This is a genomic window from Nocardia sp. CY15 (genome assembly GCF_009829295.1).
Taxonomy (GTDB): Bacteria; Actinomycetota; Actinomycetes; order Mycobacteriales; family Mycobacteriaceae; genus Nocardia; species Nocardia sputi.
This window is the reverse complement of sequence record NZ_VUOT01000024.1, coordinates 71,911-96,095: the sequence shown is the minus strand read 5'-3', so window position 1 is coordinate 96,095 and position 24,185 is coordinate 71,911. Positions and strand designations below refer to the sequence as shown.

At 67.9% G+C, this 24,185-nt stretch carries 25 protein-coding genes; 16 read left to right on the top strand and 9 right to left on the bottom strand.

Annotated features, from left to right (window positions below; translation table 11 throughout):
* Window positions 1–97 precede the first annotated feature (97 nt).
* The gene (locus tag GVY39_RS24045; RefSeq protein ID WP_236565633.1) at window positions 98–1,354 is read left to right on the top strand and encodes a metallophosphoesterase; all 1,257 of its coding nucleotides are present in this window, start codon (window positions 98–100) and stop codon (window positions 1,352–1,354) included.
* 15 nt (window positions 1,355–1,369) lie between these two features.
* Here GVY39_RS24045 and GVY39_RS24040 read toward each other — a convergent pair whose 3' ends face one another.
* Both GVY39_RS24040 and GVY39_RS24035 read right to left on the bottom strand, forming a co-directional pair.
* A complete protein-coding gene (locus GVY39_RS24040) occupies window positions 1,370–2,863 on the bottom strand; it encodes an AIM24 family protein (protein ID WP_236565632.1) in 1,494 nt (497 codons plus the stop codon).
* A gap of 380 nt (window positions 2,864–3,243) precedes the next feature.
* Entirely contained in the window at window positions 3,244–3,540 is a 297-nt protein-coding gene (locus GVY39_RS24035; RefSeq protein WP_159928339.1) for a hypothetical protein, read from the bottom strand.
* 456 nt (window positions 3,541–3,996) lie between these two features.
* Here GVY39_RS24035 and GVY39_RS24030 point away from each other — a divergent pair, with 456 nt between their 5' ends.
* The 13 genes from GVY39_RS24030 to GVY39_RS23970 all read left to right on the top strand — a co-directional run bounded on the left by GVY39_RS24030 (window position 3,997) and on the right by GVY39_RS23970 (window position 15,522).
* Window positions 3,997–4,140, top strand: coding sequence for a hypothetical protein (locus tag GVY39_RS24030; protein WP_159928337.1), 144 nt, complete (start codon window positions 3,997–3,999; stop codon window positions 4,138–4,140).
* Window positions 4,141–4,555: 415 nt separating this feature from the next.
* A complete protein-coding gene (locus tag GVY39_RS24025; protein WP_159928335.1) occupies window positions 4,556–4,780 on the top strand; it encodes a hypothetical protein in 225 nt (74 codons plus the stop codon).
* Window positions 4,780–4,965, top strand: coding sequence for a hypothetical protein (locus GVY39_RS24020; RefSeq protein ID WP_159928333.1), 186 nt, complete (start codon window positions 4,780–4,782; stop codon window positions 4,963–4,965). Before GVY39_RS24025 ends, GVY39_RS24020 begins: the two co-directional genes overlap by 1 nt.
* A gap of 343 nt (window positions 4,966–5,308) precedes the next feature.
* Window positions 5,309–6,127, top strand: a complete 819-nt coding sequence (locus GVY39_RS24015) for an ABC transporter permease (RefSeq protein WP_236565637.1) — start codon at window positions 5,309–5,311, stop codon at window positions 6,125–6,127.
* Window positions 6,128–6,129: 2 nt separating this feature from the next.
* On the top strand, window positions 6,130–6,993 hold the full coding sequence (locus GVY39_RS24010; protein ID WP_159928329.1) for an ABC transporter permease: 864 nt from the start codon (window positions 6,130–6,132) through the stop codon (window positions 6,991–6,993).
* 6 nt (window positions 6,994–6,999) lie between these two features.
* Window positions 7,000–8,439: an MlaD family protein gene (locus tag GVY39_RS24005; RefSeq protein WP_159928327.1), complete on the top strand. Its 1,440-nt coding sequence runs from the start codon at window positions 7,000–7,002 to the stop codon at window positions 8,437–8,439.
* Between the two features lies 1 nt (window position 8,440).
* Window positions 8,441–9,463, top strand: a complete 1,023-nt coding sequence (locus tag GVY39_RS24000; protein ID WP_159928325.1) for an MlaD family protein — start codon at window positions 8,441–8,443, stop codon at window positions 9,461–9,463.
* Entirely contained in the window at window positions 9,463–10,473 is a 1,011-nt protein-coding gene (locus GVY39_RS23995) for an MCE family protein (protein ID WP_370523821.1), read from the top strand. Before GVY39_RS24000 ends, GVY39_RS23995 begins: the two co-directional genes overlap by 1 nt.
* An 11-nt stretch (window positions 10,474–10,484) precedes the next feature.
* Window positions 10,485–11,573 (top strand): MCE family protein, encoded by a 1,089-nt coding sequence (locus GVY39_RS23990; RefSeq protein WP_236565631.1) that lies wholly within the window; start codon window positions 10,485–10,487, stop codon window positions 11,571–11,573.
* Window positions 11,570–12,694: an MCE family protein gene (locus GVY39_RS23985; RefSeq protein ID WP_159928323.1), complete on the top strand. Its 1,125-nt coding sequence runs from the start codon at window positions 11,570–11,572 to the stop codon at window positions 12,692–12,694. The genes GVY39_RS23990 and GVY39_RS23985 overlap by 4 nt, the downstream gene beginning before the upstream one ends.
* Complete coding sequence (locus GVY39_RS23980; protein WP_159928321.1) at window positions 12,691–13,869, top strand: MCE family protein; 1,179 nt, start codon at window positions 12,691–12,693, stop codon at window positions 13,867–13,869. Before GVY39_RS23985 ends, GVY39_RS23980 begins: the two co-directional genes overlap by 4 nt.
* Window positions 13,870–13,877: 8 nt before the next feature.
* Window positions 13,878–14,522, top strand: coding sequence for a hypothetical protein (locus GVY39_RS23975; RefSeq protein ID WP_159928319.1), 645 nt, complete (start codon window positions 13,878–13,880; stop codon window positions 14,520–14,522).
* A gap of 97 nt (window positions 14,523–14,619) precedes the next feature.
* Window positions 14,620–15,522, top strand: a complete 903-nt coding sequence (locus GVY39_RS23970) for an oxygenase MpaB family protein (protein ID WP_159928317.1) — start codon at window positions 14,620–14,622, stop codon at window positions 15,520–15,522.
* Between the two features lie 72 nt (window positions 15,523–15,594).
* Here the strand turns inward: GVY39_RS23970 and GVY39_RS23965 are convergent, their stop codons facing one another.
* The 3 genes from GVY39_RS23965 to GVY39_RS23955 all read right to left on the bottom strand — a co-directional run bounded on the left by GVY39_RS23965 (window position 15,595) and on the right by GVY39_RS23955 (window position 17,871).
* Complete coding sequence (locus tag GVY39_RS23965; RefSeq protein ID WP_159928315.1) at window positions 15,595–16,299, bottom strand: DUF6081 family protein; 705 nt, start codon at window positions 16,297–16,299, stop codon at window positions 15,595–15,597.
* 5 nt (window positions 16,300–16,304) lie between these two features.
* Window positions 16,305–17,228 (bottom strand): SAM-dependent methyltransferase, encoded by a 924-nt coding sequence (locus GVY39_RS23960; RefSeq protein WP_159928313.1) that lies wholly within the window; start codon window positions 17,226–17,228, stop codon window positions 16,305–16,307.
* Between the two features lie 175 nt (window positions 17,229–17,403).
* Entirely contained in the window at window positions 17,404–17,871 is a 468-nt protein-coding gene (locus GVY39_RS23955) for a hypothetical protein (RefSeq protein WP_201295321.1), read from the bottom strand.
* 424 nt (window positions 17,872–18,295) lie between these two features.
* Between GVY39_RS23955 and GVY39_RS23950 the strand changes: the two genes are divergently transcribed.
* A complete protein-coding gene (locus GVY39_RS23950) occupies window positions 18,296–19,192 on the top strand; it encodes a helix-turn-helix transcriptional regulator (protein ID WP_159928311.1) in 897 nt (298 codons plus the stop codon).
* A 572-nt stretch (window positions 19,193–19,764) separates the two neighbouring features.
* On the opposite strand, the gene GVY39_RS23945 is transcribed toward GVY39_RS23950, so the two are convergent.
* The 3 genes from GVY39_RS23945 to GVY39_RS23935 all read right to left on the bottom strand — a co-directional run bounded on the left by GVY39_RS23945 (window position 19,765) and on the right by GVY39_RS23935 (window position 22,628).
* On the bottom strand, window positions 19,765–20,775 hold the full coding sequence (locus GVY39_RS23945) for a zinc-binding dehydrogenase (RefSeq protein WP_159928309.1): 1,011 nt from the start codon (window positions 20,773–20,775) through the stop codon (window positions 19,765–19,767).
* A 54-nt stretch (window positions 20,776–20,829) separates the two neighbouring features.
* Window positions 20,830–21,579 (bottom strand): hypothetical protein, encoded by a 750-nt coding sequence (locus GVY39_RS23940; protein WP_159928307.1) that lies wholly within the window; start codon window positions 21,577–21,579, stop codon window positions 20,830–20,832.
* A 167-nt stretch (window positions 21,580–21,746) separates the two neighbouring features.
* Entirely contained in the window at window positions 21,747–22,628 is an 882-nt protein-coding gene (locus GVY39_RS23935; protein WP_159928305.1) for a LysR family transcriptional regulator ArgP, read from the bottom strand.
* Window positions 22,629–22,702: 74 nt separating this feature from the next.
* Here GVY39_RS23935 and GVY39_RS23930 point away from each other — a divergent pair, with 74 nt between their 5' ends.
* A complete protein-coding gene (locus GVY39_RS23930) occupies window positions 22,703–23,326 on the top strand; it encodes a LysE/ArgO family amino acid transporter (RefSeq protein WP_236565630.1) in 624 nt (207 codons plus the stop codon).
* Between the two features lie 7 nt (window positions 23,327–23,333).
* Here GVY39_RS23930 and GVY39_RS23925 read toward each other — a convergent pair whose 3' ends face one another.
* The gene (locus GVY39_RS23925) at window positions 23,334–24,137 is read right to left on the bottom strand and encodes an LLM class flavin-dependent oxidoreductase (RefSeq protein ID WP_159928303.1); all 804 of its coding nucleotides are present in this window, start codon (window positions 24,135–24,137) and stop codon (window positions 23,334–23,336) included.
* Window positions 24,138–24,185 lie beyond the last annotated feature (48 nt).

The window sequence follows — 24,185 nt, the reverse complement described above, 5'->3', positions numbered from 1 at the left end:
GCGGTGGCGCGGGGCGCGTCGGCGCAGCCGTGCCGTAGGTTGGTGCCGCGCATCCGATATGTTCACAGAGAGTGCCGCCGTAGTGGTTGGAATTGTTGTGGTCGCAGCCATCGTGCTCGTGGTACTGATTGCCGTCGCGGTGGTGGCGCTGCATTGGTACGTGTGGCGTCGCTTGGTCCGGGATACGACCGTCGTGGGCTCACCAGCCCGGCGGGCGGGCACGGCGATCGTGGTGGCGGGGCCTGTGCTGCTGGTCGGCACCACGGTTGCCGAAGTGGCAGATGCTCCGTTCGCTTTGGTGCGGGTTATCGCCTGGCCCGGCTACCTGTGGGGTGCGCTGTTCGTCTATCTGCTGCTGGCTTTGGCGGTCGGTGAGCCGATCCGCCGCCTGTTGTTGCGCCGCTTCGATCACGGCGAACCGGTGCCCGAACCGGTCGTCGCGGCCGAACCCGTTCAATCCGCGCCTGCGCCGGATCCCGTGCCGGAGAACGCCTCCGCGAGCGACCAGGCCGGACCGGCCGCCACGCGGCTACCGCGCCGCGTCTTCGTCTCGCGGGTGGTGAGCGGAGCGGCCGTCGCCGCGGCGGCGACCACCGTCGGCGTCGGCGCCTACGGCGTCCTGGACGGACCGAGCGTCAAGCGTGTCACCGTGCCGCTGGCGAAGTTACCGCGCCAGGCCGGTGGATTTCGCATCGCGGTGGTCAGCGACGTGCACCTCGGCCCGATTCTCGGGCGCGGTTTCGCCGAGCGGGTGGTGCGGACCGTCAACGACACCCAGCCCGACCTCATCGCGGTCGTCGGTGACCTGGTGGACGGCAGCGTCGAGCACCTCCGCTCGGCCGTGGAACCGCTGGCCGGGCTGCGCGCCCGGCACGGCGCGTTCTTCGTGACCGGCAACCACGAGTACTTCTCCGGCGCCGAGCAGTGGATCGAGCATGTCCAGGAACTCGGCATGCACCTGCTCGCGAATGCCCGCACGGAGTTGCCCGGATTCGACCTGGCGGGCGTGAACGACGTGCAGGGCGCACGAACCGGCCAGGGACCGGACTTCGCCGAGGCGCTCGGCGATCGCGACCGCGCCCGCACCGCCGTCCTCTTGGCGCACCAGCCCGTGCTGATCGAGGACGCGGTGGCGCACGGCGTCGATCTCCAGCTGTCCGGCCACACCCACGGGGGCCAGATCTGGCCCGGCAATTACCTTGCGGCCCTGGCCAATCCGACAGTCGCCGGGCTCGAGCGGTACGGCGACACCCAGCTGTACGTCTCCAGGGGAGCCGGGGCGTGGGGTCCGCCGGTGCGGGTGGGCGCACCGTCGGACATCACCGTCGTGGAACTCGTCTCGCTCCAGGCTTGATGACGGATCTCGCCGTCATCCGAACAGTCCGCCGAGCACACCGCCGCTCTGCCCGGCTTCCTGTCCGCCGCCGGTGCCGCCGAGGAAGCCGCCCGGCGGCAGCTCCGACGGCTGCACGATGACGAAACCGCGTCCGGAGAACGACAGCGTCATCCCCTCCCCGGTGCTGCGGCCCATCAACCGGCCCAGCCCGAACGAATCGTTGCGTTTGATGCCGGTCTGCAGACTCGACGACCAGGCCACCGCCGCCTGCGGGTCGGCGTAGGTCGGCTGGTCGACATTCAGCACCACCGGCGTGCCGTGCGTGGTGATGGCGATGCGGCCGCGGCCGGTGAAGACACAGTTGAACAAGCCGGCGTTGCTGGCGAACCCGGCGGCGCCCTGCACCATCCGGATGTCGTAGCGCAGGGTGGAATCGAAGGCGAGCACGTTGGCGCCGTTGATGGTGAGACCGTCGGTGCCATCCAGATCGATGGTGTGCACATCCGCTGCGCCGTTGGCGACGAACAGGTCGCCGCGCCCGGTCACCTTCATCAGGGGAACGCCTTCGCCGGTCAGCCGCTGCTGGATCGCCCGGCCGATGCCGCCCGCCCCGAGCGCTTGGAACTGCAGGTCGCCCTGGTAGGCGACCATCGATCCGGCGCGAGCCATCACGTCGCCGTTCACGGCCACCTTGATCATCTTGCCGCCCTGCTTCTGGATGCCCGCGCCGGTGACTTCGGCGTGGCTGGGGGCGAACAGTTCGCTCTGCATCGGCAGCGCTCCTTGCTGAGGTGAGGGCATCGGTGGTGGCGGCGCCGCGGACGGGGCGGAATAGGCCGGTGGCGGCGGGTAGGTGGGTTGCGGCGGGTAGGCCGGTTGCGGCGGGGAGCCCGGTGGCGGCGCGGGCTGGTGCGCCTGCGGTGGGGCAGGTGGATACGGGGGAGCAGAGGCGGTTTGCTGTGGCGGGGGCGGAGCAGATCGATACGCCGGTGGGGGAGTCGAAGCGGGTGACGAGGTCGGCGGGGCCGGCTCGTCATCGATGTTCACCCCGAAAGCCGTTGCGATTCCGGCCAGCCCGTTGTCGTAACCCTGCCCGACCGCGCGCACCTTCCATCCGCCGCCGCGGCGGTAGATCTCCACGCAGACCACGGCGGTCTCGGTGCTCAGCCCTGTCATCGGGAAGGCCAGCGTGCTCGAGGCGGAGGCGATGGTCGCGCGCAGCGAGCCCGCGGACGCGAAGGTGGGCGGACCGTTGCCGTCCAGGCTCGCGGTGACGACGACACGGTCCACGTCACCGGGCAACGCGCTGGTCTGGATGTCCACCACGTCGCCTGCCCCCCGGCCGTGCCGGTAGGTGACGCCCGGTGCGACCGGCTGGTTGAAGAAGACGAAGTCGGCGTCGGAGCGCACCCGCCCCGCCGCGTTCAGCAACAGCGCGGATACGTCGACGGGAGCCGAGCAGGTGACGGTCACCGCCAGCCGATCGCCCGGCGCGGGGCGGTTCTCACCGCGGGCGAGGTCGGTCACGGCAGGCCGTCCGATCCGTCGGGGCGTCGTCGGGTTGACATGCGATTCACGGTTTCCAGTGTGTCGTGCGTCCGGAACCCGCGCCACCGGCATACCCGGCCGGACCACGACAGGCGCTTGCGTCCGTTCGCGGGCGGCGTCCTGGTCGCGGCGACAGCTCCTGCGTCCCGGTGAGGTCGGCAAACCATGGGCCGGTCGCGGGCCAGCACCCGCCCGAACGCTGATCGCCGCCTGAGCGTCCCCGGCATACGGCCCTCGCCGCACCCCGGCGACACGGCATACGGCGCGACGGCACCGCACCTGTTCGGCTGCGGCGGCCGATCCTCGGAAGCGCGACTAGAGCCCGGCCGTATCGATCGGGCTCTGGTCGGCAATCCGGCCTACAGGACTTCGGCGTACATGGTGCCGTCGAGGATGCCGAATTCGACTTGTCCGGGGAACAGGGGCAGGGCGCCGGTGGCGTGCTGGGTGTGGTTGATCGCGATGGTCTCGGTGGCCCACCGGTGCAACGGTTCGGGTAGACGAAGAACCCGATGGTCGGTGCAGCGGACGTACGGGTAGGTGATCTCGCCGGGCCCGGCGAGCGGGTTGTGGATGGCGAGGGTGGCGATGTCCAGGACCAGTCCGGTGTGCTTGGCGGAGGCGACGGTCGGTGGCTGCAGTTCGATGTCGTCCATGACCGAAGACGGTAGCTCGAAGGATGCCGGAAGTGGGTGATTCCACGCGAATGTCGGTGGGATTTCATGGGAAGTGGGGGACGGCGAGGTTCATCTAGTTGGGTGAACCCCACCGCTACCACCAGCGATCGCGGCAGGCTTGGGCGTACCGGTGCCGCGCTGGATGCCCCGGAGCCACCGGGACAGCGATGAGCCTAAGCGACGCTGAACGTTCGCGGTGGCGTTTCCGTTGAATCGCCGGACGTGGCCGCCCGGTCCGGATCCGGCGGCGACCGACCGGTAACCGTCGTGGGAATGCCGCGCGACCGGCGGCGCGGCTTACTATGCGTCCGGCGTCAAAGAAGCTGTGTGCGTTGAGTATCCGGCACGGCTGTGTGTTTCTTTTCGGTTTTCTTCAGGAGGGTGAAAGACGTGCTCTACGTAGTCATTGCGGCCATTGTCGTTACGTTGTTGGCCGTGTCGGCCGCGGCTATGGTCTGGGATCCACGCCGTCGCCCCGAGTTGGACGAGTACGAGTACGACCTGGACGAGAGTGACGCTACCGCAGGCGAGTACGTCCGCCAGCGCGGCGTCGAGTGGCCGCGCAAGGAGACCGTCTGACCTGTGTGGCGCCGCCCGGCGGGCGGTGGAGGAACTTGGGTGCCCAGCCGAGTGCGGCTGGGCACCTTTTGTTTTGGGCCGCCCCGCTCGCTCGGCGGCCGGTGCCGGCAATCGACTCTCGCATCCGTGCTGTGGCTGGGTCGGGTGATCTCCTCGCGGGCCGATGCTGCCATGCGATACCAGGAATTTTGAAAAACATAGCGAGACGCTATCAAGACGATTCGACTGCTGCCAACAGCATATACGGGCGGCTGTCGATGATCAGATCACCCGGCAGGGTTCCAATTATGTGAGAATGATGGGTAACATAACGGCGGTATCGGCAGCCCGGCTCGGGTAGTGCGTCACGCTCGCGGGGGTGTGACGGACGATCCGGCCGCGCGGTGGCGATCGGACGGAAAGGATGCATCGGCGCATGCTCAAGACGCTGGACCGAATACTCGGCTACGAGATGAAGGTCTCGGAGTTCCTCGGCACCCTCATCATCCTCGGCATTCCCTACGGACTGGCCGGGGTGGTCTGGACCCTCACGCACACAAGCCATTTGCGGAACATGCACGGCATCGACCTGGTGATCTCGTTCCTCGGATCGATCGTGTGCTGGCCGGTGCTCACCTTCTCGAATGTGTGCATGACCTGATGATGGCGATGGTGTGGCTCATCGACGTCGTGGTGATCGTGGTGAAGATCCTCGGTGGGCGGATGAAGGTCAACCCGGTGTTGCGTCTCGGGTTGTGGATCGCGGTGTCGAGCGCGGCGGTCGCGGGGTTCGCTGTTCTCGGGGCGCTGATGGTTCTGCTCCAACGTTGGCTGGCGAGCATGTGAGGGGTCGAAGTCACCCTCTCGGCGAGAGATCACCTGATCACATATTCGTACAGTCTGGCGAAGGATGCTGTGGGTATCTACCATGCTTGCTGTCAAACCTACTGGTGCAGAGGGTATAGCCGCCGGTTCCTTGCGCAGCACTCCTTGCTCATCCGCGCAGAGCTATAAGAATAATGATTAACATAATGCTTGTTTGACGCCTGTGAGGTGTGCAACACTGCACACCGCATGCCACCGCCGACGGTCATTGCCGCGCGGGGCGGATTCCAGAAAGGACCGGCGAAGAGTGACTGTCCCCACCCTCCATCGCGGGCCCGCCGACCCTGTCGGCGGAGCGAGCGAGCTGGAGAAGATCGTCGACAGCGTCTCGGGGCTGTGGCGCAGGCACCCGCAGCGATCGCTCGAGACATTGGGGCGGCAAGTCATGCTCGGCCGGGAAGCGCTCGCGCAACTGATCGTCTCTCTGGTGCGCCGTCGTTTCCCTTACCAGGAATTCATCAAGCAGTGCGCGTTCATGGCGAACGTCTCGGCCGCGCCGACGGTGTTCGTCGCGATTCCCATCGCGGTGGTCGTCTCCATCCAGGTCGGCGCGCTCGTCAACCAGGTCGGCGCGACGACGTTCATCGGCGCGGTGGCCGGTCTCGGCATCATCCGTCAAGGCGCGCCCTTGGTGTCGGCGCTGATGGTGGCGGGCGCGGTGGGCTCCGCGATCTGCGCCGACCTCGGCTCCCGGACGATCCGGGAAGAGATCGACGCGATGATGGTGATGGGCGTCGACCCGGTGCGCCGCTTGGTCGCGCCGCGGCTGGCGGCGGCGGTGCTGGTCAGCGTCCTGCTCTGCGGCTTCGTGGTCTTCGTCGGCTTCGCGACCGCCTACATGTTCAACGTCTACGCCCAATCCGGGACGCCGGGCTCGTTCATCAATTCGTTCGCCTCCTTCGCGGTCGCGAACGACCTCCTGGTCGCGCTGGTGAAGGCCGCGATCTTCGGGATGCTCACCGCGGTGATCGCCTGCGACATCGGCTTGCACGCCCACGGCGGTCCCGGCGGCGTCGCGAACGCGGTGAACTCCGCGGTGGTGAGTTCGGCGCTGATGTTGTTCGCCACCAACATCATCCTCACCCAGCTGTACAACACGCTGTTCCCGACGAAGGTGGTGTGAGCATGGCCAGCACCTATACGCCGCCCGCGATGCAGCCGGTGCGGGCCGTCGGGAAAGCCGCCATGGTTCCGGTGCACGCCAATCAGCGCATCGGGCACCAGGCCTTCACTTTCGTTCGAGCGGTCGTGGCGATCCCCTTCGTGCTGAAGCACTATCGCAAGGAAGTGGCGCGGCTGATCGCCGACGTCGGCTGGGGCAACGGCTCGCTCATCGTCGGCGGCGGCACGATCGGCGTCGTGGTGATCCTGTGCGCCTTCGGCGGGATCATCGTCGGGATGGAGTCGTTCACGGCGCTGAACCTCCTCACCATGTCGCCGCTGACCGGCGCGATCTCCGGTTTCGCCACCACCAGGGAGCTGGCGCCGATCCTCGCGACGCTGGCCTTCGCGATCCAGGCCGGTTGCCGCTTCACCGCGCAGCTCGGTTCGATGCGCATCTCCGAAGAGATCGACGCCCTGGAATCCATCGCCATCCGTCCGCTGCCGTATCTGGTCAGCACCAGGATGATCGCGGCGACGCTGACCATCATCCCGCTCTACAGCATCGGTCTCGCCACCGCGTACCTGACGACGAAGATCACCGTGCTGTTTCTGGGCGGCACCGCGGCGGGCACCTACGACCACTATTTCTTCCAGTTCCTGATCGGACCGGACGTGTTCTTCTCCCTGCTGAAAGTCGTGGTGTTCGTCCTGCTCGCGACGTTCATCCAGTGCTACTACGGCTACGTTGCCACCGGCGGCCCCGAGGGTGTCGGGGTGGCCGCCGGACAGGCGATCAAGATGGTGATCGTCGTGATGGTCTTCGCGAATCTGTTCCTGACCCTGACGATCTGGGGCATCGATCCCGGATTCCGGATCTCGGGGTAAGCGCCGATGATCCTGGATCCCAGCGGTCGCGGGCCCTCCGGCCGGCAGTTGACGCTCTACGGGCTCGCCGTGCTCACCACGATCGCCGCGCTGCTGTATCTGCTGGCGCTGCGCTACACCGGTCACTTCGAGGACAAGGTCCCGGTGACCGTAGTCCTCACCAGTACCGGTGACGGGTTGCCCAGCCGCGCCGACGTGAAGTTCCGCGGCATGGTGGTCGGCCGCGTCGCCGGTGTGGACGTCGTGGCGCGTGGCGCGCGGCAGCACGCGAGCGTCGATCTGAAACCGGGCGTTGTATCGACCATTCCGGCGAATGTCACGGCGCGGGTCATCCCCAACAATCTGTTCGGCGTCACCGCGATCGAACTGCTCGACAACGAGCCGGGGACCGGTAGCCTGCGCGCGGGCGCGACCATCGCGGAGGACACGAGCTCGGCCACCGTCGCGTTGCAGACCACCTTGAACGTGCTACGCGACGTGCTGAACAACATCCAGCCCGAGAAACTCGGCCGAGTGCTCGCGACGCTGTCGGCCGCGCTGGACCCCGCCGCGCGGGCGCCGGGCTCGACGATCCAACGACTGGACCACTGGCTCACGGAGGTGCGCGGGATTCCCGAAATCGGTGATCTGCTGGGTGATCTCGGACGCGCTTCGGTAGCGCTGAGCGTGTCCGCGCCCGATCTGGTCGGACTGCTCTCGGAGTCGGTCACCAGCGCGCGAACTCTCGCCGAACGCCGTGCCGAGCTGATCAGCCTGCTGACTACGGGCAACGCGACGGTGGAGTCGGTGAACGCGCTGTTCGCCCGCAATCCCGATGCGGGCAAGTTCCTGGTGGCAGGCCTGGACGACTTGTTCGGCAACCTCGCCGACGATCCCCAGGCCATCCCGTACACGGCGCGGAATCTGAACGTCGCGTTGCAGCGGCTGGCCACCACTTTCCGATTCGGTCCGATGAAGCAGATGGTGTGGAAGATGGATGTCTCCTTCACGCCGTTCCAGCAGTACACCGCCGCGGACTGCCCGCGTTACGGTGACCGGTACGGACCGCGCTGCTTCGGCGCGTCTGTTCCGGATACCGCGCCGCCGCAGCAGTTCCCGCCGCAGTTGCTGCCCGGATGGCTCGACGCGGCGGGGCCACGGCCGATCCCCGCGGCGCAGCCGGAGCAACCTGTTCTTCAAATCCCCGGCCTGCCCGCGATTCCGGGATTGCCCGCGATTCCGGGTCTGTCGTTGCCCGGCCTGCCCGGGCCAGGCGCCCCCGCACCCGCGGAGCCCGGTCCGGCGCCGCAGGGAACCGCCCGGCCGATCGCCCTGCGCGGCGCCGACGCCGTCGCGGCGATCGTCGGCGGCCGACCGACCGTCGCGCAATTGCTGTTGCTGACCCCGGTCCTCGCGGGCGGCTCGGTGACCGTGTCCGAGCAAGCTCCCGGCAGCGGAGGGCGATGAGATGAGATCCACCAGAGCGCTGATCGGTTTCAGCTTGTTCGCGGTCGTGGCGATCGCCCTCACCTACACCATCTGGTCCACTTTGCAGCGATCGGTCGAGGGGCGCACCCAGCCCTACTCGGCGGTGTTCTCCGATGTGCTCGGCTTGCGCGTCGGCGACGACGTCCGCGCGGCGGGCGTGCGGATCGGCCGGGTGGACAAGATCGACTTCACCGACGGGTACCTGGCCAGAGTCGATTTCCGGCTCGAGGACGGGCAGCGGCTGACCACGACGACAAAGGCGATGGTCCGCTACCAGAACCTGATCGGGCAGCGCTACGTGGCCTTGGCCGCGGGCGATGGGGCGGGGACGGTGCTGGAGGCGGGCGCGCAGATCCCGCTGGAGCGGACCGAGCCCTCGTTCGACGTGTCCGCGCTGCTGTCGGGGTTCGAGCCGCTGTTCGGCGTGCTGCAACCCGATCAGGTGAACTCGTTGTCGGAGACGCTGATCCAGGCGTTACAGGGCAGCCAGGTGTCGCTCAGCGCCTTGATCACGCAGGCGGCGCAGCTGGCGGGCACGTTCGGTCAGCGGGACGAGATCCTGGGCGAGGTGCTGGGCAACCTCAGCAGTGTGGTGACCGGTCTGGCCCATCGCAGCGACGAGCTGGAGACGCTGCTCACCCAGGCGCGCGCGCTGATGGAGGGGTTGTACGCGCAGGGCGAGAGCCTGAAGCACTCCGTCGACCGGGTCGCGGGCACCACCGACTCGCTCACCCGCTTGGTGATGCAGGTCAAGCCGGGGCTGGCGACCGCCCAGCGGGAAGCCACGACGGGTGTGGCGCTGCTGCTGCTCAACGGCGCCTCGCTGGACCAGGCAGCGGTGGAGTTGCCCACGGTGCTCAACGGCATCGCCCGCTTCACCGGCTACGGGGCATACGGCAACGCCTACCTGTGCAGCCTCGACATCTCGCTGTGGGGCGTGCTGCTGCCACCGGGACTGTTCTCACAGGTGGGCGGCGATTCGCATTCGGAGGTCTGCCGGTGATCGAGAAATTGCGGCTGCCGGGTTTCCTGCGCAACCGGCATCTGCGGCTGGGGCTCCTCGCGGCCGGGCTCGTCGCTGCTCTGCTCGTCGGTTCCAGCGTGCTGAAACAGGCGCGGCTGGGGGACAAGACGATCGAGGCCGAGTTCGCGCAAGCCGCGGGCCTGCGCCCGGGTGCGACGGTGGACGTCTCGGGTATCGAGGTCGGTGCGGTGCGATCGGTGCGTCTGGAGGGGCCGAAGGTCGTCGTCGAGCTGCGCGTCCGTCGCGACCTGCGGCTGGGGCCGGACGCGCGCGCGGCCATCGAGATGTCCACCATCCTCGGCCGGTTGCACGTGGATCTGCTGCCCGGCGATGGTAAGGGCTTGCCGGGCAACCGGATTCGCCTGATCAACACGACGGTGCCGTACAACTTGAGCAAGATGATCCAGGATCCGCAGTACAAGAATTCGTTCGAGCGGATCGAGCGCATCGATCCGCGGAAACTACGGCAGGCACTGGACGCGGTGAACCAACAGCTGGGCGATTCTCCGCAGTTGGCCGTGCAGGCGCTCGACAGCATCGGCGCGCTGGCCAAGGTGGTCGACGATCGCCGCGACGAGGTCGACGCGCTGCTCAAAGGCCTCGATCAGGTCTCCCAGCTGGTTTCGGACAATCAGAACAGCGTGCTGCTGTTGCTGACCCGCGGCGAGGCCATCGGCGCCGCGGTGCAGAAGCGCCAAGCGCTGCTGCGGCAGTTGCTCGACAACGTCGCCAGCCTGTCGGGCCTGCTGCGCGATATGGGCTTGGAGAACAACGACCAGCTCGAGCCGCTGATCCACGACCTGAACACGATGTCGGAGGGGCTGGCGAAGAACCGCGACAACCTCGACCGGCTCTACGAGATCATGCCGGTGACGTTGCGGCAGTTCACCAATGTGACCGGCAACGGTCCCTACGGCGAGGTGTGGGCGCCGTGGTTCTTCCCGGACAACTGGCTGTGTTTCGCCCAAGCCGTACAGGGGTGCAAGTGAGGAGAATGCGAATGCTGGGCAAGGCCACGGCGGTGTGCGCGGCCGCCCTGTTGGCGGCGGGATGCTCGCTGGTGCCCGACAGCCTGACCACGCTGCCCGACCGCTATCTCGGCGAACATCTGCGGATCAGCGCGGATTTCGAGAACGTCGCCGGTTTGTACGCGGGCAACGAGGTGGCCGTGCTCGGTGTGCCGGTCGGCCGCGTCGACACGGTGGAAGCCAAGGGCAGCTATGTCCAGGTGACCATGAGTCTCGACAAGGGGGTGGCGATTCCGGCCGACGCGATCGCCGCGCTGGTGTCACCGCAACTGATCACCAATCGGCACGTCGAGCTCGCCCCGGCCTACAGCGGTAGCGGACCGGTGCTCACCGACGGCACGCACATTCCGCTCACGCGGACCCGCACACCGGTCGAGCTCGACCGCATCCTGCAGAACTTCGATCAGCTCGGCGCCGCGCTGAAGGGCGATCCGGACAACGGCCCGATGGCGAGCCGGGTGCTGTTCCCGCTGCTGGACGGCAACGGCGACCGGCTGCGCGCGACCCTGGACGCGCTGTCGGCCGCGTTCGAAGTGTCCTTCGCGAATGCCGACCAGATCTCCAACACCATCATCAAGCTCACCGAGATCACCCAGATCATCGCGCAGAATGACCAGACGGTTCGCGATTTCAGCGGCAGGCTCACCGAGTTGATCGCTCTGCTGGGCCAACAGGCGCCCGGTCTGCAGGCGGTGCTGGAGCAACTGGATCAGTTCGTCACGAACACCTCGACGCTGGTCGGCCGCAACGGTGACCAGCTGGCCGGCGCGCTCGACCGTTTCACCGCGATCACCGCGCAGATGCGGGCCAACGCCCGCGGGCTCACCGAGATCATCGATGTGGGGCCGCTGCTGTTCGAGAACCTGTCCAACGCGGTCAGCCGGGAACACCAGGCGCTGCGCCTGCACGCGCTGACCGACAAAGTGGTGCTGGACAACGAGGTCGTATCCCAGTTCTGTGAACGAATCCAGCTGCGCCTCGACGGTTGCCGCACCGGGAAGCCGCAGGATTTCGGTCCCGATTTCGGGTTGACCGCCGCACTGCTCGGGATCGCAGAATGAACCGGGCGACCGCGCTGAAGCGCATCACCGCCGCCGTGGTGACCGTGGCGGCTGTCGGCGGGGCGACCGGTTGCGGCGTCGGCGTCTCGAATCTGCCGATGCCGAAGCCGGGGCTCGGCGCCCCGGGCTACCCGATCCACGCCACCTTCCGCGACGCGCTCAACCTGCCCGACCACGCGCACGTGAAGATCGGCGGCACCGACATCGGCGTGGTCACCGGCATCAGCACCACCAACTTTCTCGCCGACGTCGAAATGCTCATCCGCGAGGACATCCAGTTGCCGCGCGGCACCACCGCGGAGCTGCGTCAGGCGACACCACTCGGCGACATCTTCGTCGCGATGACGCTGCCTCCTGCCACCGAGGGCGCAGAGTTCTTGTCGGCGGGCGACACCATCGGCGCCGATCACACGGCGGCGGCCGCGTCGGTCGAACAGCTGATGATGTCGGTGTCGATGCTGATCAACGGAGGCGGCATCAATCAGGCCGCGAAGATCACCGCGGAGCTGAACACAATGTTCGCCGGCCGGGCTCCCGAACTCGCCCACCTGATCACCGAACTGACCGCCGTGATCGCCGCGCTGAACGCGCGCACCGACGACATCGACAACGTTCTGACCGGAATGAACGTCCTGACCGGCGAATTGGCCCGGCGCAAGGCCGAACTCGGGGCCGCCGCGGACACCTTCCCGCAGTTGCTCGCCTTGCTCGCCGAGAACAACCAGGCCATCGTGGATCTGCTCGACAAGGTGTCGGTGACCATGACGGCGCTCGGCGATTTCACCGAGACCACCGGACCGCAAGCGGTGAGCCTGTTCGACAGCATCCAGCAGTTGATGTCGGGTTTCACCCAGATGGGCAACGACTTGGGCGGCACGCTCGACGGGCTGCACACGATCTACCCGTCGCTGATGGGCAGCCTGGACGGGCCGGTGCTGGCGGTGGCGGCGACGGTGTCCTACCTCAGCGTCGGCGCACTGACCGACCCGTCCGGCAGCCGACTGCCCGAACTCGGTGACGTGCCCGCCTTCATCGGCAGCTTGGCCCAGGTCATCGAGAAGGTGATCGGCCGGGTCACCAGTCCGCCGCGGCAACCGGAGCAGGAAGAGGGCGGACGATGAATCCACCGTTGTGGCAATGGCTGGTCCGTCGCCGTGTCGCCGTCGCGAATCTCGGTCTGGTCGTGGTGCTGCTGGCGGGCGCGGCCTACCTGGGCGCGGTGGTGCTGCGGATCGACCCGATGCGCGGCACGTACGCGGTCACGGTGGACTTGCCGTCCTCCGGCGGGCTGCTACCGGGCAACGACGTCACCTTCCGCGGCACCCGGGTCGGGTCGGTGCGGGAGGTGACAGCGTCCGGTTCCGGCGTAGCCGCGATCGCCGAAATCGATGCTACGGCGAAGATCCCGGTCGGCGGCACGGTCGTGGTCGGTCGGCTGTCGGCGGCGGGCGAGCAGTATCTGGACTTCCGGCCGGACGCCGACACCGGGCCGTATCTCACCGACGGCGCGCTGGTCGACCGATCCCGCACGTCCGTGCCCGTCTCGGTGCAGTCGATGCTGACCAATCTGAGCGGGCTCATCGGCGGCATGAACCCCGATCGGCTGAACGTGATCATCGACGAACTCGACAAAGCGCTGGCTGGCGGGCCGGACCAGCTGCGGAACATGATCTCCGGGATCAGCCGGGCCATGGCCGGGTTGACCGATCTGCTGCCGCAGACCCGGCAGCTGATCGAGAATCTCGAGATCATCGCGGAGACGACCTCCCACGCCCAACCGGACCTAGCCACGTTGACGCGGGCCGGTGGGGTGCTGTTCGAGCAGTTGAGCGCCGCCGACCGCGAAGTGCGTCACCTGCTCGACGAAGGTCCCGGCCAACTGGCCACCCTCGGCGGGTTCGTGTCCCGCACGCAGGACCCCATCACCGATCTGGTCACCAATTTCGTCGCGATCACCAGAGCCGCCAAACTCCGTGAGCCCGCGATCGCCGCACTTTTCCCGGCGTTGCGGGCCGGTTCGGAGGCGCTGGGCATCCCGGCGCACGACAACGCATTCCACACGATGGTCGACATCTGGCCGCGACCGACCTGCGAGTACGACACCATCCCGGTGGTGCCCACCCAGAAGATGACCGACACGCGCGTGCGTCTCTACAACTACTGCGTCACCGACGACCCGGCGCTGCAGATCCGCGGTTCGGCGAACGCGCCGCGGCCGAACGTGCCGGACAACGGTTCCGGACCGCCGCCGGGCGTCACCGGCGACGAACTGTCCCGACCCGCTCCCGGCAACTAGGAGAAACGATGAGCGACACCGACGTCGAGAACACCGACGAAACGAAGGACACGACCGCGACCGAGGTGCGCGAGCCCGAAAACGCGGCGGACGACGCCGCCGAGAACTCCGGTGCGCGCCGGCCCCGGCTGCGGAGCCGGTTGGGGGGACCCCGCGCGACCCTGGCGGTGCGCGCTGCGACCGCGGCCGCGCTCGTCCTGGCGGTCGCGGCGGCGGCCTTCTGGTTCGTCCAGAACAAGAACAACGAAGACCTGCTGGAAGCCCAGGATCAGGCTCGTACCGCCGCCTGCCGGTACGCACCGGTGCTGGCGAACTACGACGCGAAGGATCTCGACGCGTATTTCGCCGCGGTGCTCGACGGCGCCACCGGGGACTGGAAGAAGCAATTCGACTCCACCAGCCGCGAATTGCGCGAAGTGCTGACCCAGGGCGAGGTGGTGTCGAAGACGAACGACGTGCAGTGCGCCATTCGCACCGCCGATGAGAGCTCCGCCGAGGCCATCGTGGTCATCGGACAGAGCATCACCAGTCTCGGTACCCAGGGCAAGCCCGCGCCCGGGCAGCTGTCGATGGTGCTGCGCCTGGAGAAGTCGGGCGATCGCTGGCTGGTGAACAAGGTCAACTCGCCGCTGGCGCCGCCGCGGCTGCCCTGAACTGTCCGCGGCGACACGGCAGCGGACGCACACGGCTGTCGCCGACGCGGCTGAGCCGGGTCGCGCGAGGTGTAGGGAAGACAAGGGAAGGACCGTCATGTCCGCTGTGGCAGAACCATCGAACGGCGCCGTGCCGCTGACCAAGGATCGCACCCGGATCCATGTCGACGCGGCCCATCGGCCGCTTACAAAGCGCCCGATAAAGCTGACCGACGCGTTGGACTTCTGGTCCTTCGCGGGCGCGGCGGCGAATGTCGTCATGCAGATGGCCCGCCCTGGCGTCGGTTACGGTGTCGCCGAGAGCAAAGTCGAGTCCGGGTCGCTGATGAAGCACCCGTGGAAGCGGGCGCGCACCACCACCCAGTATCTGGCCGTCGCTATCCTGGGCACCGACGAGGAACGCGAGGCCTACCGCGAAGCGGTGAACGTCGCCCATCGCCAAGTGCACTCGGCGCCGGGTGCGCCCGTGCGATACAACGCGTTCGATCGTCACCTGCAACTGTGGGTGGCGGCGTGTCTGTACATCGGCTTCGAGGACACCTACCAGCTGCTGCAAGGCCGGATGAACGACGAGCAGGCCGAGGCGTTCTACCGCTCGTCCTCGACGTTGGGGACCACGCTGCAGGTCACCGAGGACATGTGGCCGGCCACCCGGGCGGACTTCGACCGGTACTGGAACGAGGCCTGCGCCCACGTGGCGATCGACGACTACGTGCGCGGCTATCTGAACGATCTGCTCGACCTGCGGATGATCCACTGGACGCTGCGGCTGCCGTTCCGAAACCTGTTGCGCTTCCTCACGATCGGGTTCCTCGCCCCGCTCTTCCAGGAGCAGATGCGGGTCGAATGGACCGCTGCCGACCAGCGACGTTTCGAGCATCTGTTCGTGTTCGTCGCGTTCGTCAACCGGTTCATCCCGCGGTTCGTGCGCCACGGCGGCACCTATGGCCTGATGGCCGACATCCGCCGCCGTATCCGCAGACAGAAGAACCTGATCTGAGCCGAAACCGCCGCGGACGGACCGGGGACCACGTGACTGGGGCGCTGAAAAGTGCCCTGGCCGGGAAGGCCGTCAGTCGACGGTGAAGTTGCGCCAGGACCCGTGCAGGCCCTGCCCGCGCAGCGAGGTGCTGCGGCCGTCTTCGATCGGATGCAAGGTGATGATGCCGAAACCGATCTGCACCGTCTCCGGCAGCTGCGGCGCGCGCGTGGTGTACACGGGGGAGTCGTCCACGTACCAGTCGGCGGTGCCCGCTGTACGGTCGATGGTGACGGCGTAGCGGTGGAACTCGCCGGGCTTGATGTCGACCCCGGCCAGCGGCGCGTGCACCACGTGGGTGAACGCCTCTTCCTGGGGGACGACGCCGGGCACGAACAGCCGTTCGTGGATGGCGTACGCGTGCTTGCCGGTCGCGATCAGATCGAAGACCTGGGCGCTGCTCATGTCGAGGACGTTGAACGCGGCGAACCCGTCGCGGTAGTCCTCGCCGGTGACGCCGATGTTCTCCGCGGCCATCTCCACGGCGAAGGTCCGCGCTCCGGCGGTGAGATCGAACGCCTCGGTCGACACCAGCAGATGCTTCGGATTGTCCAGTATCTGGACTTCGGCGTGGGATCGGGTGAAAGCGTCGATCCGGAGCGACACGGTGCCCTCGCCGACCTCGGTGTGTGCGGCCGGATCGGCGTAGCGCCAGGTCTGGTCGGCACCGAGCGGGACCTCCAGGAAACGCCACCGGTCTTCGCGCAGCTCCGGGCCGTTGAGGTCGTCGTATGTCATCGCGTTTACCTTTCAGCCGAGCCGTTCTCGGCGGAATCCGATAGGTCGTGCTCGGTCGCCCGGCGGCGCAGTGTGGTCACGACGCCGTTCGACGATTTGTAGCCGACACCCCCGAGTAGGAGACGTTCCTCGGTCAGCCGTGGACGTATCGCGGGACCCATCGGCCACCAGTCGTCGAGTTCGACCAGACCCGGCTCGATCAGTTCCAGATCGCCGAAGTACGAGGCGATCTGCTCGCGGGTACGGTACCAGCCGGAGCCCAAACCCATTTCGGTGAAACGTCGTTGGAGCTCGATGGCCATGTCGTGGGCCTCGCCGCCGTCGGCGGGATCGTAGAAGTGCGTGATCGCGACATAGGAGCCGACCGGCAGCGCATCGATGTACTGACGCATGATTCCGGCGGGATCGAGGTCGTCGTCGACGTGATGCAGGATGCCGCAGAGGATCAGCGCCAGCGGGCGGGTGAGGTCGAGGTGCGGGGTGACCTCGGAGTGCGCCAGCAGGGTGTTCGGCTCGGTCAGATCCGCGGGGACGAAATGGGTGTACTCGTTGCGCTCGAGCAGCACGCGGCCGTGGATGTTGCACACCGGGTCGTTGTCGACGTACACGACGCGCGCCCGGGGGTTCTCCTGCTGCGCGATCTCGTGGGTGTTGCCGACGGTCGGCAGACCCGCGCCGATGTCGAGGAATTGGTCGATACCGACCGTCCCGGCCAGGTACCGGACCACCCGGTGCAGCCACCGGCGGTTCATGCGGGCGACTTCGCTCTGCCGCGGAGCGACTTCGGCGACTTTGTCGCGTACGTAACGGTCGACTTCGTAGTTGTCTTTGCCGCCCAAGGTGGCATCGTAGACGCGAGCGATGCTCGCGCGGGTCGTGTCCACGCCGACCGGGGCGCGGACACCGGTCTGGGGAGCGGAATCGGGCATGGAGACCTCTCTCTAGTTTCCTTAGCCTGGCTCACAGCCTAGGGTCCGCCGCATCGCCGAGCAATCCGTGCGGATTCGTTCGGCCAGTGCTGATTTCGTGGGATCGATCGGCTGTCGCGCCGAATACGATCGCGCATCAAGACCGGTCGGTACTCATCTCGATGACGTGCTCGACTCAGGACGCGCCGGGCCGGTGCAGCACCCGCCCGGGCAACCATCCGCCCTGCACATGTGTCACTCGCCACCAGTGGATGTGCACCGCCACCGCCTCGATGGGCGTGGACAGGAACGGTTCGACCCGCGGCTCCTTCCGTAACAGCGTCCGGAAGGTCTCTTCTCGCTCGCTCGCCTCCGCCCGGACCACGGCCGTGCCCAAGCCCTGTGCGAACGGGTTCAGGAAACCCTCGGGGACGACCTTGACCCCGATGCTCGGATTGGCTCGCAGGCTGTCCAACGTACGCCCCCCGGACTCGAGCACGAGCGTCAAGCGGAACGGATCCCCGTTCAGCGCGGCGAAGAACGCGTTCGAGCACCAGTTCACGCCGTCTTTCGACGTCGCGAGGTCGATGCTGGTGAAGCCGAGGATGCCGGTCAGCTTGTCTCGGATGTCCTGATCGGTGATCTGCACGTCGTTCGATGTCATGGCGGGCTCCGTGGTGGGTGACGGGTGCTGACTCGTGCGACCGACGCCACCGGGGACGAGACGGTCGCCGGGCCACGGCGTCCGCAGCGGGGGCCGCCGCGCCACCGGGTCGTGCAGCACCATCTGGGGCCGCGCCCGCCGAGCGGGCCGATCCCTGTGCTGACGTCATGGCGCTTCTCCTCCGCGTGGCCGCCGTCGGGGGCGACTCTACGCACACCCGTCCCAGCTCGCGGGCGATTCAGGTCGGGATATTGCATTGTCGCTCTTGCGAATCCATGCGTGCGAACACAATCTCCGCCACGCGCTCGCGGCGGAATCGGCGCCAGGGTGGGGCCGAGTAGGATCGTCAACCGACGTTTCAGACAGCTGTGATGGTGGAGGCACAACGCCCCGCGGTCTAACCCCCGATCGGCCGGAGGCATGCATGACGAACGACGAGGACAGTGGTGACCACGCGGATTTCCCTGCGGCGGAACGTGGTCCGACCGTCCTGCGGATCGCGCTCGGCAGCCGGTTGCGTCAGCTGCGCGAGGGCTGCGGGATCAGTAGGGAGGCCGCGGGCGACGCCATCCGCGGATCGCACGCCAAGATCAGCCGGCTGGAGCTGGGCCGGACCGGATTCAAAGAACGCGATCTGCACGACCTGCTGACTCTTTACGGAGTTGTCGACCCGGCTGAACGTGAAACGTACTTCGAGCTGGCTCGCCGGGCCAACGACCCGGGCTGGTGGCAGCACTACAGCGATCTGCTCCCGGCGTGGTTCGAGACCTACATCGGCCTGGAACAGGCCGCCACCACCATCCGCACCTACGAGGCGCAATTCGTTCCCGGGCTGCTGCAGACCGCCGACTACGCGCGCGCGGTGATCCAGCTGGGCAACACCGACGAGACCGAACGCCGCGTCGCCATCCGTATGCGCCGCCAGCGGATCCTCTACCGGGTGGCCGCCCCCACGCTCTGGGCGGTCATCGACGAGAGCGCGCTGCGCAGGCCGGTCGGCGGGGTGGAGGTGCTGCAGGAGCAGATCGAGCATCTGCTCACGATGGCCGACCGCCCCAGCATCAGGATTCAGGTGCTGCCGTATTCGGCCGGCGGGCACTCGGCCGCGGGCGGTCCCTTCAGCATCCTTCGTTTCCCCGAACCCGAGCTGGCCGACATCGTCTATACCGAGCAGCTCACCAGCTCGTTGTATTTCGACAAGCAGCGCGATGTCGAGCTGTACATGTCGGTGATGAATCGGATCAGCGTAGAAGCGCTGTCTCCGGTCGACAGCATTCGTTTCCTACGCGATCTGCTCACCGAGATGCGGACGGGCGATTAGGACTCGGGCGGCGGCGTCAGGCCCCGCCTCCGCGCTCGACTTGGTGTGCTTCCCTGTGCGCGGATAGTTTGCCGATCGGGTAATCCGCGCCTTCGCAGGCGGTGATGTGAGCCCTCGGGCGCGGTCTCCGCGGAGCATTCGAGAAACCGGCCGGTCGGCTCGATGTGAGTCTGCTCCGCTGAATCTGTCAGATGCCGAGGGGGTTACTCGTGCTGAGGCATGAAATCCGTTGCACGCGGGACGAACTCGACGGAATGAGATTATCCGCAGATAACAGTTCGGCATCGTAAGCCCTTCGACGATGCGGAGCTGTTATCAATCGCCACTCGGCTACCTCGATATTCCCTGTTTTCGGTGGCGGTGGCGTCCATGCACATGCACGCGCGCATGTACGTACCGATGGACGATCACCGATGCGACGCGGCCGCTGTCATGTGGCAGTATCCCTGTCGAGGTCGGGGTCTGACGATCGGCTCGGGCACTGGCTGGTTCGGCCGCGGCGGCCCCAACGCGAGTTGGGGTCGCCGGCGGAGCCGGTGACGACACGTTCCGACATCCGGATTGCCGAGAGTTCACGGCGTCAGCACGATCCGGATCGGGTCGCCTTCTTTGTTCTCCAGCGCGTGCACCGCTGCCTCCGCTTCCGCGAGCGGGAGGACGGCGCTGACCGACCCGGCGAAATCGATGCGATGGGCGCGGCGCAGGCGCACCAGTTCGAGCACGTGATCCGGTTCGGAGCCGTAATGCCCGCGCAGCTGCTGTTGCCGGAAGCTGAAGATGGTGCCGTTCGTGATCGTGATCGGCTTGTCGGTGAGTCCGACCAGCACCAGGCGTCCTTCCTCGGCGAGACAACCGACGGCTTGCTCGCGGACGGGCGCGGCGCCCGCGAAGTCGAACGCGGCATCGAGTCCCGCGCCTTCCGTGGCGGCGTACACCTTCTTCGGCAGGTCCGGGTCGGACGGGTCGAGCGCGAGGTCCGCGCCGAATGCGAGCGCACGCTGCCGCGCGGCGGGCAGCGGGTCGACGGCGATGATCGGTGCGGCGCCGATCAGCCGGAGCAACTGGACCCCGTGCGCGCCCAGCCCGCCGACGCCCCAGACGCCCGCCGACTCGGCGGCCCGGACCTGGCCGGTGCGGGTGATGGCAGCCCACGGCGTCGAAACCGCGTCGGGGATGAAACAGGCTTGTTCGAAGGGCAGATCGTCGGGAATGGGCACCACGGTGTCCACGGCGGCCAGTGCGTATTCCGCCCAGCCGCCGTCGTAGTCCACGCCTCGTGTGTAGGTCTTGCCGTCGCGGATCTCACCTGCCTGCAGCAACACTCGATCGCCGGGCCGGGGACCCCGGACGTCCGGGCCCAGGGCATGCACCGTGCCCGCGACCTCGTGTCCGAGAGTGACCGCATCGTCGGCCAGGTACATCGGCGAAAGCACGCCCTCGATGAGGTGGACATCCGATAGGCAGACACCGGCGGCCGCGACCTCGATGAGTACCTGGCCCGGTCCAGGGGTCGGCACCGGTACTTCCTCCAGGCGGAATCGCCGCCCGTTGGTGGCGCGCGGATACAGTCGTCCAGCAAGCATGTCGAAAACTCCTCCGCGGACGGTCGGTTGCTTCGTGTGCTGCGAGTCCCCTGGTCAGGGGGTCCAGGTGATGCGGCCGCCCTCGAAGTCCTGGGCTTTGCCGTTCTGGAAGTCGTATTCATCGCTGGTGGGGTAGCCGTAGCGGCCGGATTCGCCGCCCGCGGCTTCCCAGGACTCCCGGATGGATCCCCAGATGACGTGGGCGCCGGTGCGCGCTGACCAGTAGATGGCGCCGCCGCCGAAGAGGTTGTAGCGGCCGCCGCGGGCGCGGGCGGCGGACTCGTCGGTGATGGGGAATCCCAGCGGGCTGCTCTCCCAGCCGTAGGAGCCCCATTTGTCCCGGATGGCGCCGCCGATCTGGTGTGCGGCGGTGCCGAGGGACCAGTAGATGGAGCCGTTCTGGAAGACGTTGTAGCTACCGGGTTTCGACGGTGTCGCCGCTTCCCTGGTCACGGGGTAGCCGAGCGATCCGCCCTCGTAACCGAGATTGCCCCACTTGTCGCGGATGGCGCCGCCGACCTGGTGAGCTCCGGTGTCGGGATGCCAGTAGATGGAGGAGGATCGCTCGAACGCTTGATAGCGGCCACCGCGTGCGGCGGGAGACTCGGGGTTCACGGGATCGCCGAAGAACGCCCGCCCGCCTGCCTGGTCGTATTCGACTTCGATCGCCCCGCCGACGTCGTAGGGGCCGATCGGGCGTGCGGCCGCGTCGGTCCCGTTACCGGTGAGCAGTGCGCCGAGCGCGGCGGCGCTGGCGAATGCCGCGCGGGCGCGCGAGCGATGCGGGCGACGGTGCCGTGCCAAGGGAACTCCTGTGCATCTGGGTGTCGGGTGCGAAAGGGAGCTGAAGATGTGGTCGGCGTGCGGTGATCGAACTTACCCCGCTGTGCCCCGTCGCGGACGGATACGCGGTGCTCGGGGCGGCCGGTGTCGTGCCGCGCCCCGGTGAATCCGGATCGTCCCGGCCGGTGTCAGCGCAGCACGTTCGCCGCCTCGGCGGCGATGGTGGCGGCGACGGCGCTCAGTGCGGGAGAGTCCAGGCGCCACTGCTGCCAGTACAGCGGGACGTCGACGACGACGCCGGGGTCGATCGAGACCAGGCGGCCGGTGACTCGGTCCTCGCGGGTTTGCAGGTCGGGGAGCATGCCCCAGCCGAGCCCGAGCCGGACCGCCTCGGCGAAACCGGTGGACGAGGGCACGTAATGGCGCGGCGGATCCAGCGGCTTGCGACTGCGTCTGCGTAGCAGCCGATCCTGCAAGTCGTCTTTGCGGTCGAACAGCACAACTGGAGCCGTGGCGTAGGACTTCGCCGTCGCGCCCGCCGCGAACCAGGTGGCGGTGAACTCCGGGGTCGCCATCGGCCGGTAGCGGATCGCGCCGAGACGCTCGACCTTGCAACCCTGCACCGGCCGCGCGGTCGAGGTGATCGCCGCCATCACGGTGCCGTCGCGCAGCAGCCGGGTGGTGTGTTCCTCGTCCTCGCGGTGGATCTCGAAGCACACCCCGCGCGGTGCGCGGCCGAGCGCGGGCAGCACCCAGGTCTCCAGCGAGTCGGCGTTGACCGCGATCGGCACCCGGATCGGCCCGTCCGAGGGCTCGCCGCCGAGTTCGCGTGCGGCGTCCCCGGTCAGCAACTGGATCTGCCTGGCCAGCCGGAGTACCGCCAACCCGGATTCGGTGGCCGTCACCGGTTTCGCGCGCTGCACGAGAATCCTTCCCGCGGCGTCTTCCAGCGCCTTGATCCGCTGGCTGATCGCCGACGGCGTGACGTTCAACCGCCGTGCCGCGGCCTCGAAAGTGCCCTCGGTGATCACGGCGTCGAGGGCGCGAAGCTGGTCGAGCTGGAGATCCATATCAAGGAATTCTAATGATGGATAAGAATCTTTAGCTTGCCTGGATATCTGCCGGGGTCCTAGCGTCGCTGGACGTGAGCGTTTCCTCCGCGGCGGTAGCGGCCGCGTCCGGTTTGGGCTTCGGCCTGTCGTTGATCGTGGCGATCGGTGCGCAGAACGCGTTCGTGTTGCGCCAGGGAATCAGCGGCAGGCATGTGGCGGCGGTGGTCGCGGTGTGCGCGCTGTCCGACATCGTGCTGATCGCCGCTGGGATCGGCGGGTTCGGTGTGGTGGTGGAGGCTGCCCCCGGGGTGCTCGTGGCGGCTCGCTACGCGGGCGCGGCGTTCCTGATCGGTTATGCGGTCCTGGCGGCCCGGCGCGCGTTCGGCTCTGCCGCGCTGATCGCCGAACCGGCAGGTGCCACCGCGGCGCTCGGTGCGACGGTGGCCACCGGCCTGGCGCTGACCTGGCTCAACCCCCACGTCTATCTGGACACCGTGGTGCTGCTCGGCTCCTTGGCCAGCACCTACGCGAGCCCCGATCGCTGGTTCCTCGGCGCGGGGGCGATGCTGGCCAGCGTCCTCTGGTTCACCGCACTGGGTTTCGGCGCGCGGCTGCTCGGGCCGCTGTTCACCCGTCCGCTCGCCTGGCGGGTGTTGGATACGGTGATCGCGGCGGTGCTGCTCGCCCTCGGGCTGGTACTGCTGTGCACCGGGTGAGCCGCGATCACAGCTGTTCTTTGATCTTCGCGGCGAACTCGTAGTCGGCGCGCCACTCCGCTCCCGTCGGGGCGAGGATGACGCGTTCGGCGCCCGCCTCCGCGTAGGCGGCCAGTTGCTCGGCCGCATGGCCGGGATCGGTGGCCAACGGGGGCGCCACGATCGTGACGGTGAGCGGCTTGCGGTCGTATTCGTCGGCGAGCGAGGCCAATTCCACCACGCTCGCGCTGACCTGAGGGGGCTCGAGTCCGATGGCGACCCAGCCGTCGGCATAGGCGGCGGCGCGTCGACGAGCACGCTCGCCGTCACCCGCTACCAGCAGCGGCGGCATGGTCGCGCCGGGCGCCAGGGTCACCTCCGTGCCGTCCGGGAGAGTGGCCTGCCGCCCGGCGACCAGGTCGGGCAGTACGCGCAACGCCTCGTCCGTGCGCCGTCCGCGCTCGGCGAACGGCGCGCCCGCCGCGCGCCAACCGATGTCCCCGTGCGCCGGGTTTCCGGTGCCGACGCCCAGGATCAGCCGGTCGCCGGAGACGTATTGCAAGGTGGCGATCTGCTTGGCCGCCCACGCGACCGGCCGCAACGCCAGCAGCACGCCGTAGCCGATGCGGACGCGGTCGGTGACGGCGGCGGCGGTGGCCAGCACCACGGTGCTGTCCAGGATCGGCGCGCTGGCCACGAGATGATCGGTGGACCAGACCGAGTCGATGCCGATCTGCTCGGCGAGACGGGCGGCGGCCCGCACGTCGCCCAGGATGGGACGCGCGGGATCGGGGGTCGAGGTGGGCAGGATGGTGCCGATTTCCAACGTCATGCCTCGACGCTACGAAGTCGCGCCGCCCACGCCAATGTTCCGGTCGCT

Bases quoted from the DNA above. Each gene is read 5' to 3' on its own strand.
- GVY39_RS24035 (WP_159928339.1), bottom strand. From the start codon at position 3,540: ATGGACGACATCGAACTGCAGCCACCGACCGTCGCCTCCGCCAAGCAC.
- GVY39_RS24025 (WP_159928335.1), top strand. From the start codon at position 4,556: ATGCTCAAGACGCTGGACCGAATACTCGGCTACGAGATGAAGGTCTCG.
- GVY39_RS23935 (WP_159928305.1), bottom strand. From the start codon at position 22,628: ATGGATCTCCAGCTCGACCAGCTTCGCGCCCTCGACGCCGTGATCACC.
- GVY39_RS24005 (WP_159928327.1), top strand. From the start codon at position 7,000: ATGATCCTGGATCCCAGCGGTCGCGGGCCCTCCGGCCGGCAGTTGACG.
- GVY39_RS23970 (WP_159928317.1), top strand. From the start codon at position 14,620: ATGTCCGCTGTGGCAGAACCATCGAACGGCGCCGTGCCGCTGACCAAG.
- GVY39_RS23965 (WP_159928315.1), bottom strand. From the start codon at position 16,299: ATGACATACGACGACCTCAACGGCCCGGAGCTGCGCGAAGACCGGTGG.
- GVY39_RS23950 (WP_159928311.1), top strand. From the start codon at position 18,296: ATGACGAACGACGAGGACAGTGGTGACCACGCGGATTTCCCTGCGGCG.
- GVY39_RS23975 (WP_159928319.1), top strand. From the start codon at position 13,878: ATGAGCGACACCGACGTCGAGAACACCGACGAAACGAAGGACACGACC.
- GVY39_RS23980 (WP_159928321.1), top strand. From the start codon at position 12,691: ATGAATCCACCGTTGTGGCAATGGCTGGTCCGTCGCCGTGTCGCCGTC.
- GVY39_RS23990 (WP_236565631.1), top strand. From the start codon at position 10,485: ATGCTGGGCAAGGCCACGGCGGTGTGCGCGGCCGCCCTGTTGGCGGCG.
- GVY39_RS23945 (WP_159928309.1), bottom strand. From the start codon at position 20,775: ATGCTTGCTGGACGACTGTATCCGCGCGCCACCAACGGGCGGCGATTC.
- GVY39_RS24000 (WP_159928325.1), top strand. From the start codon at position 8,441: ATGAGATCCACCAGAGCGCTGATCGGTTTCAGCTTGTTCGCGGTCGTG.
- GVY39_RS24010 (WP_159928329.1), top strand. From the start codon at position 6,130: ATGGCCAGCACCTATACGCCGCCCGCGATGCAGCCGGTGCGGGCCGTC.
- GVY39_RS23955 (WP_201295321.1), bottom strand. From the start codon at position 17,871: ATGACATCGAACGACGTGCAGATCACCGATCAGGACATCCGAGACAAG.
- GVY39_RS23960 (WP_159928313.1), bottom strand. From the start codon at position 17,228: ATGCCCGATTCCGCTCCCCAGACCGGTGTCCGCGCCCCGGTCGGCGTG.
- GVY39_RS23925 (WP_159928303.1), bottom strand. From the start codon at position 24,137: ATGACGTTGGAAATCGGCACCATCCTGCCCACCTCGACCCCCGATCCC.
- GVY39_RS24020 (WP_159928333.1), top strand. From the start codon at position 4,780: ATGATGGCGATGGTGTGGCTCATCGACGTCGTGGTGATCGTGGTGAAG.
- GVY39_RS23985 (WP_159928323.1), top strand. From the start codon at position 11,570: ATGAACCGGGCGACCGCGCTGAAGCGCATCACCGCCGCCGTGGTGACC.